This is a genomic window from Arthrobacter sp. CC3 (assembly GCF_039907775.1).
Lineage (GTDB): Bacteria > Actinomycetota > Actinomycetes > Actinomycetales > Micrococcaceae > Arthrobacter.
Window position 1 is genome coordinate 1 of sequence record NZ_JARCCY010000012.1, and the last position, 17900, is coordinate 17900.

A 17900-nucleotide genomic window follows, 5' to 3' on the forward strand; every position below is an offset into this window, starting at 1 on the left:
TATTTTCCCTTGTCAGAGCACCTTTTCGCCCTTTAAACACGCCCTTCAACGGCCGCCCGATGAAACCACGGGGCTAGTCTCCGTAGTTCAGAGGAAGCCTTGCGGAGGTAGGTACCGTGGCGAGCACCTAGGCGGTCCTCCAGCCGGCGGGCAAAGCTTGCCGGAGTCTCTCCGCGCACGGGCTCGGGAACCAATAGAGAGGCCAGGGAGGGCCTGGGCTCAAGCACTAGCTCGGTTCCTTCCCCGCCCGTGTGCCCCCACTACCGCGGCCTTCTTGCCCGAGGTTTTCGCGCCCGCAGTCACTCGGACGCGGTGGCGTTCAGCCTGCAGGGTTAGTGCTATGCGGTCGAGGTCCTCGGCAGTCACCTGTTCTTTGTCGAGGGCTCCTTCGGAGATCTTGCGACGGGCGATCTGGGTCAGCGCAGAGTTGAGCATCCCGACCGAGCCTCGAGTGATGTCGAACAGCAGCGTAGAGAGCTTCACTATTTCCCGTGGGTCACTGGCGTGGAGTGGCAGAGCTGCGGCCATTCCACCCACCAAACTGAGCCAGTGTTTCCCCCAATCCTCCTGTTTATCGTCGGCATAGTCGTAGACGGCGGCGCGACGATACCGGTTGGCGATTTGAGCTCCCCGACGGCCCGTCGTGATGGAGGTGTGCTCGAGGTCAATGCCGGCCAGGATGATTGTGGCATCCACATCGTCCCCGAGTCGCCGGAGCGCGTCAGCGACGGATCCGGCGTTGGCTGCATTGTCGAGGTTTTGGACCTCATCGATCGCCAGGAGCTCCATCCTGGTTAGGTTGATTCCATTGCGGACCATTGTTGACAGCTCGGCCTCGGTGACGCCTACCGTGTAGTCAATGCCAAGATAATCCGCGAGCACTTGGTAGACGGAGCGCGGCGTTCCCAGTGCCGGAATGCACACGTATCCGACAGGAACCTCTCCCCGTTCAAGCAATTCCGGGTCGTCCTGTTTTAGATCGGCGAGCACCGCGCCGAGGACGCGGTGTAGGGACGTTGTCTTGCCAGCACCGGACGGCGCCGAGAGGAATATCCCGTGGCCGCCGCCGCGCTTGGCAAAGTTTGTGTCCATTTGCTCCACGACAGTCGCATCGAGGTCATGGACAGTCCTGGTCGCGACTGTTATGCCGCGCGACAGGTAGATCTGGCGAGTCTCGTCGTATTCGCGCCGCTGCAGGTGCGTCATAGCGGCTACGGTATCGTTCGGCGGCATGCGGACAGCCTCACGCTGGGACTGTGCCCAGGTCAGGTACCCACGATAGTGGGAAAGGTCGCCGCCGGTGCGCAATCGTTTACGGTATTTCACCGGCTTTAGACCTCCTTTTCGATACCAAACGCTTCGTCTGGTTCCCAGTCGTCAAAGTTCCAATCATCGGCTTGGTCGATCTCCGGATTGGTGGGGTTGGCGGCGATGGTCTCGTCGTCAACAGAACGGAGGGCGGCACGGCCCTCGCGGGCCGTTCGACCCTGCACATTGTCGAGGTGCTCAGAGAGCTCGGCCCGCTCGGATTTCGCGGCTTCCTGCTTCCACTGCCTATGGGCGCGCTCGATCAGTGAGATGGTTTCACCGAGGCCCTCATCGGGATCAAGGGGATGGAAGGTGCTGCGTACCTGGGCGGCCAGCTCCCACATGCGTCGGGAGTGAGGCGTGTCCACACGCCGGTCGCGCCAGTCGCATGCGACGTATTCATCAGTCTGGTCAATGTAAACCCAGATTCGGCTGGGGTCGGTGGGCTGGTAACGGAGCTCGTACTTCTTCTTGCCCAGCAACCCGGAGGACCGATGTTGCGCTAGGGCCGGAGAGTCGTAGGTCCGACGCCCAAACTCCACGCCGTCTTTCTGTATCGTGCGCTCATCGATGGGCATTAGCGAGATGTAGTCACGCTCGCTCAAAGGCATCGGTAGGTACCCAACGAACGGGAACATCGCCGCGTACATCGCGTTCGGGCTCAGCGGCGGCGCCGCCGGATGACGGGGGTCACGCAACCCCTCCATTGGACTGTTCTGCCAGACCTGAGCTACCCATGCATCAAAGAGCCAGATCAGTTCCTCGACATCGAGAAGCTCCTCGCGCTCCGGCTGGTGGCCGCGTGCCTCGACGGTGCCACCCGTCTGGCCAGGCAACAGCATCACGAACCTGGTTTTGATGGTGTGGAACGCCCGCTCCACCATGGCCTTGTCCGTGGGAGTTCGCACCGCCGAGCGGGTCAGGACGATCCCCAGCTGCGCGCAGGCCGCCTCGACCACATGCGATCTGTAGTCCTTGCCGTTGTCAGTAACCAGGCGGTTTACAACTATGGCCGGACGGGTCGTGTCAAGCAGCGACTTCTGCTCGGGGGTGAGGTTTTTGGCCCAGGGCAAGTCCATCCGACGCAGGCGCCAAGTGTCGATCGCGGGCAACCCCGTTGGGCGCAGCGGTGGAGGCGTCATGGAGTCGGCCAGCATCGCGGCAACGTCCGTACCGCTGTTCTTCTTCTTGACGCTGGTGGCCATGATCGACCGAGTAGCCTTGTCAATCATGATCGTCAGTTCGACTTTGCCGGGGCGCCCGTCAGGCATCCGCACGATCACGTCGAATGGGCTTGAGTCGACCTGGACCTCGCCTCCTGGTAGCAAGGCAGGACGCGGGCTGAAAACGCGTTTCGGTGAGTTCTCGGCGGTCTGCCGATTTTTCGCTGAACCTGTCGGGTCAAGATCGCCGGACAGCTCCTGGAGGACCTGAATGATCTTCTTCTTTCCGGGAAGCAGAGAGTGCTTGGTCGGCCATTCGGAAAGAAACCGTAGGCGCACTTCGGCGGCGAGATTGGTCCAAGTGGTCGATGAGCTGCGAACTCGTTCCCGGATCAGTCCGTGACAAGTTGCGATAACCTCGTCCGCAACGCCGTCCAAGGGCAGGTAGGTTCGAGTTGATCGGCCATCGACTATCGCCGCTGGCCCATACTTCCGGTACTCGGTGATGTACCGGCGTAGCGTGCTATCGCCCACTGGGATTCCGAGTCCTTTGAGCTCCTCCAACTTCCGGCCGTTGCGCTGGCCCTGTGGAAGGCCAAGGCCGTACTCAGGGCGCGGCTCTCCCCCACCCGGCGCAGTTCCGTCAACCAGTTCGCGGACATGCTCCGCCAAAAGGATCGTCCCCTCGTCGGCGTCGTGCAGCGCGATCATCCTGTGTCTCGACGACTCAAGCACGTCGGTTCGTCCGGTAGCTAAAACCAACTCTGTCAACGTCGTGGACATGACGTCGCCCGACAGCACTTCCCTCAGACCGAAAACCGTACCGGCAATAGTGGCGACCACCCACTCGTGGTCGCGGAAAGCGACTGTGTCGCCGAGCCTGAATCCACCTATCTGCTTCATGATTCAACCTCTGCCGCCACGATCAACATATCCTCGAAAAATGGGCCGTCAGAGACAGTTACTACTTCGCGTGTCCACATCAGGTGGTAAAGACCCGCTTTGCCTGCCTCCGGCGCCCCGAAATCGATCAGCCTTGCCGCGTCAACGAACGGCCGAGGTTGGGAGATGTACGGCCTGAGGCGCTCGACTGCTGGCGGAGCCAGGGCGAACCTCGGGTGCCGGAACGCCGACAACCACTCAAGGTTCAAGGCCGCCCAACCGGTCAAACCGTGCATGATTTCGTACTCCCAGCCGACCTCGCTGCAAAGCGCCGCAGACAGGTTGTATCGTGCACGCGTCGACTCATCGATTCGTCAGCGGACCGAACGTCCACCACCACGCCCGCGCCATCAGAGACACGACGGTAAAAGAAGTCCGGGTAGTGCCGGAAATGATCCGGCCCTACCAGGCAGAACGGCTGGGTCGAGATGCCGGCTAGGTCACCGCCGTGCTCCAGCTGCATCAGGCACTGCCACTCGAGCATCGACTCGTACCACACTGCCTGTCCCGTCGAAACGACCGGATACATCCCCTCATAATGCCGTCGGTGCTGGTAGTTGCGGCCCGAACGGACCGGCACAGTGTCCTCAAAACACATCGGCGAAAGGTCGGGTCCCATCTGCTTCTGCATTGTCAGGCCGTCCTTCTCCCATAGCAGCAGGAAACGATCGGGCGACACGATGTGCCGGTAGGGGTCTGACACGTCTTGTCTCATTTGAATATCTCCTCGCCAGTAACCTTCCTTGGCGGCCGATGAGTTTCAGGCGCGCCGTAGTCGGCTATCTAGACCTAGATTAGGTCTAAAAGCCCGCTTCTCCAAACTGATCAGCCTCGGTCTTCTGGAAGCACCATGATTCAGCCGAAATTGGAGTCTCTTTTTTGACGGGTTGTCCTGGGAGGACGCCTCTTGACCCTCGCCCCTTCGCGGGTTACAGAATTCTGTCGACGGCACTAGAATTTCCACCATTGTTCGCGTCGCCACTAAGGTCACAAGCAGGAGAAACTAAAACGGTTTCTAAAGCCGAAATGTAGGTCGTGCTTCGAACCCCGACCATAGCGCCTTATCGGACGCGAGAAAGGCAATGGGCACATAATGAGTGATCCACGATTCCGCCCTCGGGCTTACACCGAGGAACCACTAGGCTTCGGCAAGGTCGAAAGTATTCGCTGGATCGAAGCCGGGTCCGATCTGGACGCAGACCGGATCTTAGCCTCGAAGCTTCAGCACGAGTATGCAGTCAGAATCAATCGGCGACTCAAAGAATTGGGCAAGTCAGTCCGCGAATACGCCGGCATGACAGGGGTCGGTTATGACCGCATAACAAGAGTATTGAGAGGCGATGCCGTCATGCGACTTGAAGATGTCGCACAAGCAGAACGCTTGTTACACGGCATCACCACGGAGAAATCAGCGGGCGACACGACAAAGTAACTAACAATTTCCGAAATCTAAATCAGATACCATAACAGTCTACGAAGATAACGACAAGCCAGCTGGGCCAGTCACGGCGAACCTCGAAGCTCCGCACACCCACTAACAGGTTAGAAGTGGCTGAAATGATCGAGGGCTGCGGCCAAGTTGCCCGTAGGGCCGGCTGACAATCTCGTTGTCGGTGCTGGACGGTCGGCTCTGGCGCCGCACGGGCCCCCGACGTCCCTAGAATCCCCACCATTCCCGACTGACACGCCTCTGTCGACATGCCACCCCCGTAATTCGGTGCGCTGGCGCTATAATTATGCAATGCTATTGAGCGTTCCTGAATTGGCAAAGCGGCTCAGCATCGCAGAGAGCCGTGCCCGCGCCCTCGTCGTCTCGGGACGAATCCCCGGACAGCGCGTCGGAGGGCGATGGGTGATCGACGAATCGGACGCCGCAAACTACCGTAAAGCCGCTCCCGGAAGACCGTTGTCAGAGCGCGGCGCCTGGGAATTCATCTGGGCGCTCCAGAGCCCTTCTCTGGCTCCCGGCCGGGACCAGGATGCTGTGAAGCGACACCGGCTCAAGGACCGTATCAGGAGATTCCACGAGAGCGAGGACCCCGTATCCTCTCTCATCTCATTGCTTGCTCGGCGGGCCGACAGGGTCCGGATGTCCGCCAGCGCGTCCGACTTGCACGGGTTGCGTGAAGACCCCCGCCTTCGGCTATCCGGCGTTGCGCACCCTGACTCCGGACTTATGGTCGCCGCTGAAGTCGAGGCTTACGTGGCCCGGCATGACTTGCCGGACCTCATCAAAGACTGGTTTCTGGTAACCGCCAAACCCGGAACACGACCCAACGTCACAATCCATGCGGCCAACCTTGTCCCCTACGAGATACCGCCTATCGCAGTGGCTGCCGACTTGGCCGAGCATCCAGGACAACGCGAACAGCAAGCGGCCGCAGAAATTATCCGGCGTCTTCGGAGTCCGTGAGCTCTAGCTCCATGCGCGCGGACTCCCCCGGACAGCCCTTGGCAGCCGCAAGCACGAACAACAAACGGATCTCCGTAATCGGACGACGCCTCCCTGCCGTGAGGCCTATTGCGCGCCGGGATCGGTGGACAGTCTGCTCCTCGTGCTGCTTTTGACGCGCCCACGGCGGTGAGGCTCACTCGAAGGGGCACGGGAAGGGCCTACGAAGAAATCCGTGACGTCCACGCCCAGGACGTCAGCAATGTCCCAGAGCCGTTCGTAGGCGACGCTCTTCTTTCCCCACTCGATGCCGATAATCATGACCCGGCTCAGTCCCGCCTCGAGTCCCAACGCCTCCTGAGTGAGTTCTTGCCCGAGGCGAAGCTCGCGGATCCTCGACCCGACCTGCTTTCGGCGTTCCTGCCAACGCTGCAGCTGGGCGGGTGGGATTTGTGAAGGTCTAGTGGGCACACCCAATGCCACTAATATGAAACATGTTTGTCTGTATCACTAGTGATACATAAGGGCAGATGAGACACAGATCACCAAAGCAAGCGAAAGGCCGTCCAATGGGAGTTTCCGTCATCCTCGATCTAAACGAGGACGTATCCGTGCCACAACTCAGGCACTTCCTCAGCTACGTTCCTGAGGGCTTCGACCCCAGTTTCGATCTACGAATGCAGATCCAAGATGGTGCAACGCCAGAGTTCCTCGAGATCCGGCTTCCCGTCCCCCCGGAGCTGGACTAGCATCCCCAGCGCCGCAACCAAGATGGATTCGAACCTGCGGTCACTAAACGACGAAACAACTGGAAGCTATGCGGTGCGGACCGGATCCGGAACCTTGTACGCCATCCACCTGGATCCGCCCCGAGAGGTCGTACGGCTCGCCAAAGACCGGAACCCGACCTCTCCCTATGACGAGTTGCCAGCCGCTGAGCTCCGCCGCGACAGCGAAGCGATCAAGCTTCTCAACGTCGTCGAGATGCGGGTAGGACGACGCGGCCTGATGCTGCTGGACCTCAGGCTCGATGGGATTCTCACACTCCGTGGCACAACCGAGGTACTTTCCATCTCACGCCTTCAAGGGAATTGGCCCCATGGAGGTCATATTGAATTCCACTAAGGCAGGAGAACGACGCGGCATCGAGAACTCACCATGCAACCACGCACCCTTTGTTGTCGCCGGTGACTGGCACGGCAACCAGGGGTGGGCCATAGCCACGATTCAATCTGCCGCGCGTGAGGGCGCAACCACCATGCTGCATGTAGGCGATTTTGGCCTGGACTGGCCTGGTGCCAAACGAGGCCGCTACGAAGCCAGACTCAACGGGTATCTGCAGGCACTCGGGATCACATTGATCGTTTCAGGCGGCAATCACGACAACTGGAAAACCTTGGAGGAGCTCCCTGTCGGAGCCGACGGCCTAGCGACCTTTCGTTCCAACATTCGGGTGCTGCCCAGGGGCGGCCGAGCGGACATCAGCGGTCTGGTTGTCGGCGCCCTCGGCGGAGCCTTCAGCGTCGATTACGGACACCGGACGGAGGGTAAGGACTGGTGGAGCAACGAGGAGCCAACGCCGGAGGATGCGAAAAGGCTGATCGCGGGCGGACCCGTTGATGTCCTCATTACCCACGACGCGCCCGCTGGTATACCGCTGACGGGCGACTTCGAGCTGCAACCGGAGCTCACGGCAAGAGCGGAAAAAACCCGGACCTTGGTCCGTGAGGTTGTCGATTCACTGGCCGTTCCACACGTCTTCTGCGGCCACTGGCACCAGCGGCGGATCCACGAACTAGCACACCCGGACGGGCGCGTAACGCGTATCGACGTGCTCAATAAGGAGAACTCCCGCGAAGGCAACGCGGTGCTCGTTTGGCCAGGTGAAGCGCCGCTGCGAATCGAATCGCTCAGCATCCGGGCTAACCAATGAGTCGCTCCGCGGGAGTGCTGTCAGGCGCCAACAGCCCTCACGAGCGCCCTTGCCGGACAGGGTCTGGACTGGCGTCAGTACCGGTCCCGTGAACCACGCACCCTCACGGAGCGCCATCGACGTCATCGTCCACACCGGGGACGCCGAGTGGTGGCAGATCGTCGCCGCCTTAGGGCCACTCGTCGTGCTCCTCGTTGCGGCGATCGGCTGGTTCGCACAGCGGCGGCCGACTGTCGCGGATGCCGTCGCCTTTGACGCCGAAACGATCCCCGCCAGTCAGTCAGCCTGGTGGTCCAGGGCACGATGGGCGTTGGAAGCGAGCCTAGATGATGATCCGGCCAAACGCGAGGTTGGCCTGGCCGCATTGGAGCTCCTCAACACCAGCAGTATTTCAGGCAAAGAGGAGACCCTGATCATCGCCGAAGCATGGAGGGGGCCGCTCCGAGACAGAACGGCGACGAGAGTTTTGGCCGACAAGAATTCCTTTGGTGAAGGCAACAGACAGGACCGGACCCGCCCCGAGGAGCGCGTGATCGTTCGCGCCGCCCGCCTTCGACTCTCAACTGACAGGAAGCAAGGCATAGAGAGCCCGTCGTGGGTGAAGGAGATTGCAAAGCGGCCGCTTGATCCTAAGGTCAGCCCATGAATGATCCAGAGGAAAATATCCCTCACCCCATATTGTGTCGGTGGTCAAGGCCGCATGTGCCGGCGTATCTGGCGCCCAGACGGCCTAGGTGTGCCAGGCAATCGACGAGCGTAGGGATTCCGCGAGACGCTGGACGGACGCGTTGACGGACGGATCGGTCGTCGAGAAGTCCGCAGCCTGATTGCCAATCACGGCCGAGAGCTCCGTCCAGGTAATCCAGCAGAAGACATCGTGGATCCGTTCAACCAGCCCTTCCAACGCCAGCTCCTCGTTGTTAGCGCGTAGTAGTACGGACTCAAGTTCGGCGGAGATGGCGTCTTCGAGGCTCATTCGGCCTCGGCCTCGGACCAGAACCGGAGGTGCCGCGCCCAGCAACAGGATCAGAGGGGTGCGCGTCCCGGCGTGCGCCATCGTTGCCACATATTCCCTGGCCAGCTGCTCGGGCTGGAACGAACTCGCTCGGACACGCTTGGCCTCAACGAGGACAAAAGAGCTCGGAGAAGTGATGAGCGCGTCTGGCTGCACCACCAACTGGTCATTTCCTGGCCGGTTCGGGGCGAGCGTCAGGTCCCCGGGCAGGAATCGAAGTTCGGCCTCTTCAATCTCATTGATCAGCAAAGTCCTAGCTGACTCGGCGCCCGTCGCTGCACGAATTGCGGCGCCAAGGAAGCGATCGCGTGGAAGGAAGTCCAGAGCCATCATGACTTCTGCGCTCAGTACGTTCTCTCGTCCCCGACCGCCCTGACGGTAACTGGTGGCGTGTTCCCACGAGACTTCCTCAAGCAACTTCCCGACCATCGACATGGCAAGACCAGACATGGCTTCCACAGACCCTTCATTCCCAGTCACGCTGGATCAGACCTAACCATGGCTCCGCTACCCCACCATCGCCGACACGCGCACCCGGTTCAGCGCCTCAGCCAGCAGATCCACGTCCGACTCCGGGAACAAGCTCTCCGGTCCGGCAGGGGCAGCGTCGCTGTAGGGAGACTCGTACAGCGCGCCGACCTCCACCACGCCGTTCTCGGTGAGTTGCTGGACGATCATGTTAACGAAGTGCATCTGGTTGGCATTGAGGGTCTTGTCCCCGACGAACTCGGACAAGGAATCCAAGGCGGCCTGACGGTCCATACCCACCAGGGAACGGACAAACAGCCCTAGCCCCTCAGCCTGTGTGGTGGCCGCTTCAAGCTCCTCGGGTGAACCCGCTCCGCTCTCGATCAGCATGCGCTGAAGTTCAGCCAGATCGGTCTCGGTCAGGGGCAGCCCGCGGCGTAGACGATGGATTGCCATGTGGTCCAGGAACCCCTGCAGGTACATCCGGGCCTTCTCGCGGTACCGGGCCAGATCTACCGATCCGGTCACGGTCCCCTTAAGCTCACCTTCGACGATCTCACCGAGGGTGTCTTCGAAGTTCGTGTAGACCACCTTGCGGCGCTTCTTCTCGATCAAGTGGACCAGCCCCCGGAGCCGGACCCGGATCAGTTCCAGCCACTGCGGCGAGACCTGGCCCCACTCCCCTCCCTCCAGAATCGACTGGATCAGGAGCATCTGGGCCGCGATGGCGGGGATGTTCGGCTGGTCCTGCAGGGCGGACGCAATCTCGACAATCTTCTTGCGGTACGGCTCCACGGCTGCCGCTGAGGTCAGTGAAGCCAGCTGAGCCTGGTACATCAGCAGGTCGAAGCGTTTGGCTTCCTCTGTATCGGCGGCGGATGCCAGCGTCGCCAAGGGGGCCAGCTTTGTCTGCAGGTCAGTCAGATCCTGCGTGCCAAGGGTGCCCCACGAAGCGGGCTTCGAGAACTTCTCCACCCACTCCAACTGCGGGCGTACCAGGAAGTTCTCCCGGGGCAGCCCCGCCACTTGTCCCACCAGTCCGGTTTGAAGTGCCGGGACGTAGTCGCCGTCGAGGCCGGCCGTGCGGGCTTCGGCCAGCAGCTGTGCCCGGACGGCGAAGCTGCGGTGCGCCAGGGACTGTCCCAGGGAGCCTTCGGAACCGGGCAGTTCGGCGTTGAAGTATTCAATGTTCTGGCAGACGTCGAAGATGAAGAAGTCCTGCTTGTCCTCGCCAGGTCCGTACAGTTCCGGCCTGAGCCGGGTACCCCGGCCGACCATCTGCCAGAACTTAGTCTTGGACCGCACCACCTTGAAGAAGAGCAAGTTGACCACCTCGGGCACGTCAATTCCGGTGTCCAGCATGTCCACGGACACGGCAATGTGCGGACTGTCCTCCGCTCGGGCGAAGGCATCGATCCGTGTCGAAACGTAGTTGACGCTGTGCGTGACGACTTGGGCAAAGTTGCCCCCGTACTGGGGGTAATTCATGTTGAACCGATCGGCAATGAATTCCGCATGCCTTTGGTTCTTGGCGAAAATGATCGTCTTCCCGAGCCGGTCTCCCCCGGCGACCTTGTGCCCGCGTGTCATCAGCACCTCGAGCGCCTTGTCCACCGTGTTGGCGTTAAACAGCCAGGTGTTAAGGATCGCAGGATCCACGGCGTCCGGGATCTCCCCCTCCTCGTCCCATTCGGCGGAGTCCCACTCCTCCTTTTCCTCCTCCGAGAGTTCCTCGTAGCGGATCCCTTCGACCGGGAACTTCAGCGGAATTGATACGGTCCGGGGTGGTACGAGGTAACCGTCGGAGATCGCCTGCGTCAGCTCGTAAGCGAACGTGGGGACGTGGTCCTCGATGTCGAACAGGGAGTAGGTGTTGCGGTCCACCTCGGACTGCGGCGTGGCCGTCAGGCCCACCAGATACGCATCAAAGTAGTCAAAGATGGCCCGGTACTTCTGGTACACGGAACGGTGGGCCTCATCGATAATGATCAGGTCATAGTGGCCGATCCCGAACCGTTGCTTCAGGACCGTGCCGTCGTCGGTCCGTTCGTTGATCAGGTTCATCATCGTCGGGTAGGTGGCGACGTGGATGCGGCTGTCCGCCTCCACATCTCGGCTGAGCACCACCGGGGACGATCCAGGAAGATTGGTTTTGAAGGCGCGGGCCGCCTGGTCCACCAGGGCGACACGGTCAGCCAGGAACAGCACGCGCTTTGCCCAGTTCGCCTGCATCAGCAGGCTGGAGAGTGCGACGACGGTACGCGTCTTACCCGAGCCCGTCGCCATGACCAGTAACGCCTTGCGCTCCCTGTCCGTTTCCAGCGCGTCGGTGACGGCCCGGATGGCGGCCTGTTGGTAGCTGCGGCCTGCGATCTCGTAATTGATGGCAGCGGTAGCCAAGGGTTTGCGGGTGGCCCGGCGGTCCACCATGAGCTGGAGCTGATCCCGCGTGTGGAAGCCCTGGACCGGACGAGGCGGATAGCCGGAGGCGTCGTCCCAGATCCAGTGCTCGTAGCCGTTGCTGTAGTAAATGACCGGGCGCTGGCCCTTCTCCGTCTCCAGCGCGTCGGCATAGAGCTTGGCCTGCTGCTGACCCTCATAAGGCGACTTAGACGACCGCTTGGCTTCGACGACGGCGAGAGGCTTGCCGTCGGATCCCCACAAGACATAGTCCACGAACCCGGTTCCCGTGGAAGGGCCAGCGTGGGTGGGCATGTGGTGGACTTCGAATTCGCGGTCCTCGGCCTTGTCCAGCGCCCATCCTGCCTCGCCCAAATAGAGGTCGATGTAGACCCGGGTTTCGGCCTCTGAATAGTCGTGGCTGTCCGGGAGCTTCTTGTTTTCCTCCTTCGCCCGGGCGATCTGTTCGCGCAGGGCCTCAAGCTGGGCGTGCAGCTGCTCATTGTCCTGCTTCTGCGTGGCCAGCGCCGCGTCCTTGGCCGCCAGTTCTTCGGCGAGTTTGGCCGTCTGGTCCGCAGTGCGGGGCTTCTCGGCGGGCACCGTAACGCCCGGCTTCGGAGTCGGGCTGAGGAACTGTCCGTTGAAGGCAACAGTCGAGGCCGGGCGGTTGGCAGGATCTCGGGTGTAGCGAAGCGCCAGCCAGATGCAGACGTGGAAGAGTTCCCGAATGGTCTGCTCAGAATGCTGGACGGTGATGGCGGCGTTGGTGTGGATGGCGCTGTTCGCGACCTTGCGGATGAGGTGGAACTTGCTGACGATCGTCTCGCCCGCGAGCCGCTTAAATGTTGGCTCCGACATCAGGCCGTTGAGATCGCTCTTGTAAGGCAACGTCAGCGCGTCGTCGGCGTCGTACAGCCAGGCCAGCAGCGCTTCGACGGACCGCCGCGCGTAGAGCAGCGAAGACCGAGGGTCTTTCCGCGCATACAGCTCGGCCAGCCGCGCTTCTTTTGCAATACCCGGCCACTCCGCCTGTAGTACAGCGAAGTTGCTGTTCACATCCCCCAATGCCACTCCTTTGTTGTTCTCTTCTTGGGAGCCTAGATGGTTCTGCCCGGCATGTGGCCGGGCGACACCCGTTCAACTCAATTTGCGGAAATGCAACATCCGTTCCACAGAGCGGGCCTCACTCATCACGTCCCCCGGTGAAGGCCCGGTGCTGGAGCGAAGCAAACAGGGCGTTTAGATCCGCAAGTTGGGCGCAATGCCGGTCTTTCAGACGTTCGATTGCGGTAAGGCGTTCCGCGAATTCCATCTGGAAAGATCCAGGAACGACGATTGCGTCGATTGCGCTAAGTGCTGATTTGCTGACTAGTCCCTTCATTCCTCCGCTGGATGCTTTCTGAACGAGAGGCTTCATCGATTTGAGCAGGGCATACCAGTACAAGTGGGGTCCAGCGTTGGGAGTAAATGCATTGATTTGTTGATTGAAGGCAACGGTTCGATCCGTCAGCGCCACGTTCCCTATTACCCCGGGGCTGCCGGCAATACAAGTGATCAACACGGACCCAGGTTGCACGATACGCGCTTTCCTCGCTCCTTGTTCCGACAAGCCTTCTTTTGCGGGAGTCACTAGTACCTGTGGCGTGTTGACGTTGTCCGTCTTCACCCATTCGAGGTGGTTACCGAAGTTTTCGGGCACTGCTCTCGATGGCGTATTACCGGTAGAAATGCGCCCGAGAGTTGCCAGCTTCTGTTGAGGCCAGCCCTTTGTGTTGTTTACGGGGTCGCCGAACATGCCATGGAAGATGGCGTGCGCAAGGGTATCGAGTTCGGCGAGGGCTTGGCGGCGCTTAGTGCGGAGTCCGTCGACACTGTCCAAAATGGCCGCAATCCTTCGCTGCTCATCCAAGGGCGGGACAGCAATCGGCAGCTCCCCAATATCTGTTCGGTTGACCTGAAGGAATGTAGCGCCTTTGGCCTTGCCCATCAGGGTCCGTTTCGAGGCGGAAACCCAGTGCCAAAGATACTTGGGATCTATGCATGGCTTTGCGCGAAGGGCTGCCACCCCGCGCCCCAGACAGTAAGTCTGGTCTGCCCATACCTTGTCTCCGATCGAAGCTCGAATACTGAGCACGATGTCGCCGGGTTCAGAGAGCTTGGTTGGTTTTTCAGTAAATTTCTTGGGTGCCAAAATACCGCCAGAGAAATCACCTGCCCCAGCTATGAGGGCGATCCCGTTCCCCAAAGTGTTGTACGTATCTCCGGCCGGCGCCTGCCCCATGATGATGTCACACACCCTGGCCAGCGGGACGTGCCGAATTTCTCCGGTCCCTGCCCATGCTCGGCTCCCCGACAGCTGGGTCGTCATCATTTGAGGAGTTCTTTCAGCTCGGTCATTCCCAGGGCGATTTCCTGCTCAAGCCTCTCCAAGTCGGCAATGATGTCGGCCGGTTCCTTGTGGTCGATCTCCACGTGCTCAAGTTTTTTGTACTTGTTCAACGACAAGTCGTAACCGTTCTCGGCAATCTCAGCCTTGGGGACGAGAAAGGACTGGTCGGTCCGTGCACGTTCTGCCTCCGCCGTCGTCCGCTGCTGCCACCGGCCAAGAACGTCCTCAAGATCTGACGAATCCAGCGAAGTGCGCTTGTCGTCCAGGCTGAAGCCGTCTGATCTCACGTCGTAGAACCAAACATTGTCGGTGCCGCCGGAGTTCGTTTTGGTGAAGAATAGGATTGCGGTGGAAACCCCGGCGTAGGGTTTGAACACGCCAGAGGGGAGTTTCACCACCCCTTCGAGCTTGTGATCCTCGACAATGATCTTCCGCAACGCTGTGTGTGCCGCAGATGAGTTAAAGATCACGCCGTCGGGCACGATGACGGCTGCGCGACCGCCTGGCTTGAGCAGACGAAGGGACAATGCCAGGAAGAGCAGCTCGGTCTTCTTGGTCTTGACCACGGACAGCAAGTCCTTGGCCACGTTCTCGTAGTCCAGACTGCCGGTGAACGGTGGGTTGGCGAGGATGAGGTCGTATTTCTCTTCCTCGGTGCCGTGCAGGTCGGCCAAAGAGTCTCGATAGGCGATGTCCGGATTTTCCACGCCATGGAGGAGCATGTTCATGGACCCGATGCGCAGCATGGTGCTGTCGAAGTCGTAGCCGTGGAACTGCCCGTGGTGGAAGAACCGGCTCTGCTCGGGGGTGGTCAGCAGGTTGGGGTTGTGCAGTCGGAGGTATTCGCCGGCTTGGACAAGGAACCCTGCGGTGCCGGCGGCCGGGTCGCAAACGGCCTCCAGCGGCTGGGGCGCCGTCATCTTCACCATTAGGTCGATGATGTGGCGGGGCGTGCGGAATTGTCCGTTGGTGCCGGCCGAGGCGATTTTACCGAGCATGTACTCGTAGAGGTCGCCTTTGGTGTCGCGCTCGTCCATGGGGATTTCATCGATGATGTCCACGACTTTTTCGAGCAGCCCGGCGTTGGGGATAGTGAAGCGGGCGTCCTTCATGTGCTGGGCGTAGGAGGACTCCTCGCCGCTAGCTAGTTGTACCAGCCCGGTGCGCAGGAAAGGGAAGATGTGCTCAGCGAAGACGGTGAACATCTCGTCGCGGGAGAAGTTCTTGAACTTGCTCCAGCGGAAGTCCTGGTACGAGCGCCCCTTCTCATCCAGGCCCGACGGGAAGACCGGGTTTTCGACAGGCTTTCCTGTGCGGTTGGCCTTGTTCTCCGCGCGCGTCTGGTTCTCGTCGAGGCGCTTCAGGAAAAGCAGATACGTGATCTGTTCGATCACCTCCAAAGGATTGGAGATGCCGCCGGTCCAGAACGCATTCCAGACCTTGTCTACCTGAGATTTGATTTCGCCTGTTATCACTGTCCGAGTTTAGACGGTAGTCCACCGGCGGTTCGGCAGCCTCGCAGGCATGCGCGAGGCGTCAGGCAGTCGCCAGAGCACGATGTCCATCCCATCAAGTCACTTGAGCTGACTAGCAATCCATCGTTCGGCCAGATTCAGATCTTCTAGTCGACAGCCAGATCCCAGATTGGCGCTGAGAGGCTACTTCCCGGCGATCACGCGCCGTGGCCATTAACTGCAAATCCCAATTTCACCGTGAGAAAGCGCTGTTCGCCGCCTGAAGACGCGAAACACCCACCATCATGGTGAAGCAATGCCTTCGGCTGACTCGCGGGATGGTGCGCTTGGAAGTCCGGCCAGCCTACGGCGGCGCCGTTCGATCCGGGTGCTCAGTCGACGTTCCAATGGCGCTAACCACTCCCGCACAGTACCTTTAGCAAAATTACGTGTTGTTGCGACGACGACTAGTAAGACGCCAAAAACCGCAGCCACAAGCCCAAACAAGTCCGGCGCTTGGCTCATCCACGGCGGATTCAGAAATTTCAGAATCGCTATCCCGACCGTCGGAACTAGAAGGAGGAGAAGCGCCGTATTAATTGTCCTTCTCGCCGTAGCCTCCGCGCCCGCACGAATCAAGGCATCCCGAACTGACGACTCCTGGCTTCGCTTCAGAAGCTCGGCGCTAGTGACGGCCGCCTGGCGCTGGGCTCTATCCCGTTCCGCGGTGGTCTTTTCCAAAGCCTCCGACTGGTCCAGCCATGATTGCGCCGCCTTGTCCGCGGAATGAGCCAGGTCCTCTTGCGACTTGCCGACTTGAACCAAATTTTGTAGCAACGGCCGCTCTATGTCCTTCTTGATCCGCTCAAGAACGTCGACAGCGGAGTCCGCTGACAGATACTGTTCATCGCCGAGCGTCTCTTCCATGAGGGCTGAGCGGCCGACCGTCGTAGCCCGAAGAATTACTGCGTCGTCAGCGTTAACGACGCCGCGCGATTCCAGCTTGGCTACCTCGTCAAGATATTTTGCCCAAAGATGGCCATCTGGCTGCATGCCAGCGTAAGCAGTAGCCAGGATTTGTTTTCGTGGAAGACCCGCTCCCATCGTTGGACTCCTAACCCACAGAACGGCGGCAAGCGCCCCGTCTGTCATTGCCAGCGGCCACTCGTGATTCTCTTGGTCCAGTTTCTCGACCGCACGCACAAGACCATCGTTATCGGTGATCAAAATGTGGCCGCATTTCTCAAACTGCCTAGGGGAGCTGCCCCGACGAAGGCGGTGGATGGCCGACAGGCTGTCCACGTCATACTTCCTCGTCCCATCCGATCGATAGTGGATGTGACTCTGAATCAGCTCCTCCAATCGCCCTTCGTCTAGTCCGTATTCCTTGTACCCATCTGGCTTAGGGCGCCTTTCGATTGCGAGTTCGGCCAGAGCCGGGGATGCACGATCCCGCTCAAGAGCGATGTCTGAGGGCGATGTACGCGATTCCTGAAAATGCAGGTCGATAGGACGGAGGCCCTCGCGTCTACGTCCGCCGGCGCGAACTACCCCTTCAGCGCTGGCCAGTACGCCGTCGAGCTCCTTCAAGGAGTGGTCGAAACAGTAGGTTGACGCACCAAGGGCTTGGGCGAGCTTGATCATCTGAAGTGTCGCCTGCTGCTGCGCCGCTCCCGAATATCCGAGCGCATTTATGAGGACAGGGGTGTCCAGATAGATCGAAAGACCCTTCAGGGACTGGGCGAACGTCGAAGTATCCAGCGTTACCACTGACGCAAGTATTGCCCCTTTGACAGCATCTTCAACGTAGCCGAAGCCCGTCTGATCTACGTCGGCCAAGTGCGCAATAAACTTCGAAATGACGTATTCAGATGCTCGGCTGCCGGGCGTGGCAGCGGCCTTACGTCCCGTTAGGCTCTGAGACAGTAGGGGTACCGCGTGGTATTCAAGGTACTTGGCAAGTTCTCCCGCCGGGTCAAGGCTTAAATCGCTACTGTGTTCGGCGTACTTTTCCTTGATGAAGTCTTTGTACTTTGTTACCAGCTCGTTCTGCTGGCGTTCGTAGCGGGCAATAGACGCACTAACGCCAGGCGCAGTCTTTTGGCCCTTATCCGTGCTCCAATACATCTTCCCTTCTCGGCGGGCGTACCCATCACGAACTGCGCGCTTGAGGATCTTCTCCACTACCAAATCTGGAGTCGTCAGACCGAATCGGGACCTGAGAATCTGAGCCAGATCGGTGCTGCTTATCCCGGACTGATGCTGACAGAGGATGTCCAAAGCAAAGCTGCGAAAGTTGTCGATATAGCTTGGTGCCTGTGCATCATAGTTGGCCCTCAGGACCGCAAAGCCGACGAGCGAGGTTGGGCTCGCGTTCATACTTCCCCCAAATAGACGCATATATCAATTGACGGAGGGAATGCCCCTCGTGAGCTC

12 protein-coding genes are annotated in these 17900 nt (G+C 60.1%); 3 read left to right on the forward strand and 9 right to left on the reverse strand.

All coding sequences use genetic code 11. The annotated features are described in order from the left end of the window. Positions 1-219: 219 nt before the first annotated feature. The 3 genes from PV761_RS09170 to PV761_RS09180 all read right to left on the reverse strand — a co-directional run bounded on the left by PV761_RS09170 (position 220) and on the right by PV761_RS09180 (position 4128). Positions 220-1326 (reverse strand): ATP-binding protein, encoded by a 1107-nt coding sequence (locus PV761_RS09170; protein ID WP_347896098.1) that lies wholly within the window; start codon positions 1324-1326, stop codon positions 220-222. Positions 1327-1331: 5 nt separating this feature from the next. After that, positions 1332-3374 (reverse strand): Mu transposase C-terminal domain-containing protein, encoded by a 2043-nt coding sequence (locus tag PV761_RS09175; protein ID WP_347896100.1) that lies wholly within the window; start codon positions 3372-3374, stop codon positions 1332-1334. A 262-nt stretch (positions 3375-3636) separates the two neighbouring features. Next, positions 3637-4128: a hypothetical protein gene (locus tag PV761_RS09180; RefSeq protein WP_347896102.1), complete on the reverse strand. Its 492-nt coding sequence runs from the start codon at positions 4126-4128 to the stop codon at positions 3637-3639. Between the two features lie 378 nt (positions 4129-4506). On the opposite strand from PV761_RS09180, the gene PV761_RS09185 reads away from it, so the two are divergent. Next, positions 4507-4845, forward strand: a complete 339-nt coding sequence (locus PV761_RS09185; protein ID WP_347896104.1) for a helix-turn-helix transcriptional regulator — start codon at positions 4507-4509, stop codon at positions 4843-4845. A 1086-nt stretch (positions 4846-5931) separates the two neighbouring features. On the opposite strand, the gene PV761_RS09190 is transcribed toward PV761_RS09185, so the two are convergent. Beyond that, positions 5932-6288: a helix-turn-helix transcriptional regulator gene (locus PV761_RS09190; protein WP_347896106.1), complete on the reverse strand. Its 357-nt coding sequence runs from the start codon at positions 6286-6288 to the stop codon at positions 5932-5934. 616 nt (positions 6289-6904) lie between these two features. On the opposite strand from PV761_RS09190, the gene PV761_RS09195 reads away from it, so the two are divergent. Both PV761_RS09195 and PV761_RS09200 read left to right on the forward strand, forming a co-directional pair. Further along, on the forward strand, positions 6905-7738 hold the full coding sequence (locus tag PV761_RS09195; protein WP_347896108.1) for a metallophosphoesterase: 834 nt from the start codon (positions 6905-6907) through the stop codon (positions 7736-7738). A gap of 88 nt (positions 7739-7826) precedes the next feature. Next, entirely contained in the window at positions 7827-8384 is a 558-nt protein-coding gene (locus tag PV761_RS09200) for a hypothetical protein (protein WP_347896110.1), read from the forward strand. 84 nt (positions 8385-8468) lie between these two features. On the opposite strand, the gene PV761_RS09205 is transcribed toward PV761_RS09200, so the two are convergent. The 5 genes from PV761_RS09205 to PV761_RS09225 form a co-directional block, all read right to left on the reverse strand. Next, positions 8469-9212, reverse strand: coding sequence for a hypothetical protein (locus PV761_RS09205; protein WP_347896112.1), 744 nt, complete (start codon positions 9210-9212; stop codon positions 8469-8471). A 48-nt stretch (positions 9213-9260) separates the two neighbouring features. Further along, positions 9261-12677, reverse strand: a complete 3417-nt coding sequence (locus PV761_RS09210; RefSeq protein WP_347896249.1) for a DEAD/DEAH box helicase family protein — start codon at positions 12675-12677, stop codon at positions 9261-9263. Positions 12678-12804: 127 nt separating this feature from the next. Further along, complete coding sequence (locus PV761_RS09215; RefSeq protein WP_347896114.1) at positions 12805-13992, reverse strand: restriction endonuclease subunit S; 1188 nt, start codon at positions 13990-13992, stop codon at positions 12805-12807. Next, positions 13989-15485 carry a class I SAM-dependent DNA methyltransferase gene (locus PV761_RS09220; RefSeq protein WP_347896116.1) on the reverse strand — a complete coding sequence of 499 codons (1497 nt, stop codon included), beginning with the start codon at positions 15483-15485 and terminating at the stop codon, positions 13989-13991. Before PV761_RS09220 ends, PV761_RS09215 begins: the two co-directional genes overlap by 4 nt. A gap of 282 nt (positions 15486-15767) precedes the next feature. Further along, positions 15768-17843, reverse strand: a complete 2076-nt coding sequence (locus PV761_RS09225) for a hypothetical protein (RefSeq protein ID WP_347896118.1) — start codon at positions 17841-17843, stop codon at positions 15768-15770. Positions 17844-17900 lie beyond the last annotated feature (57 nt).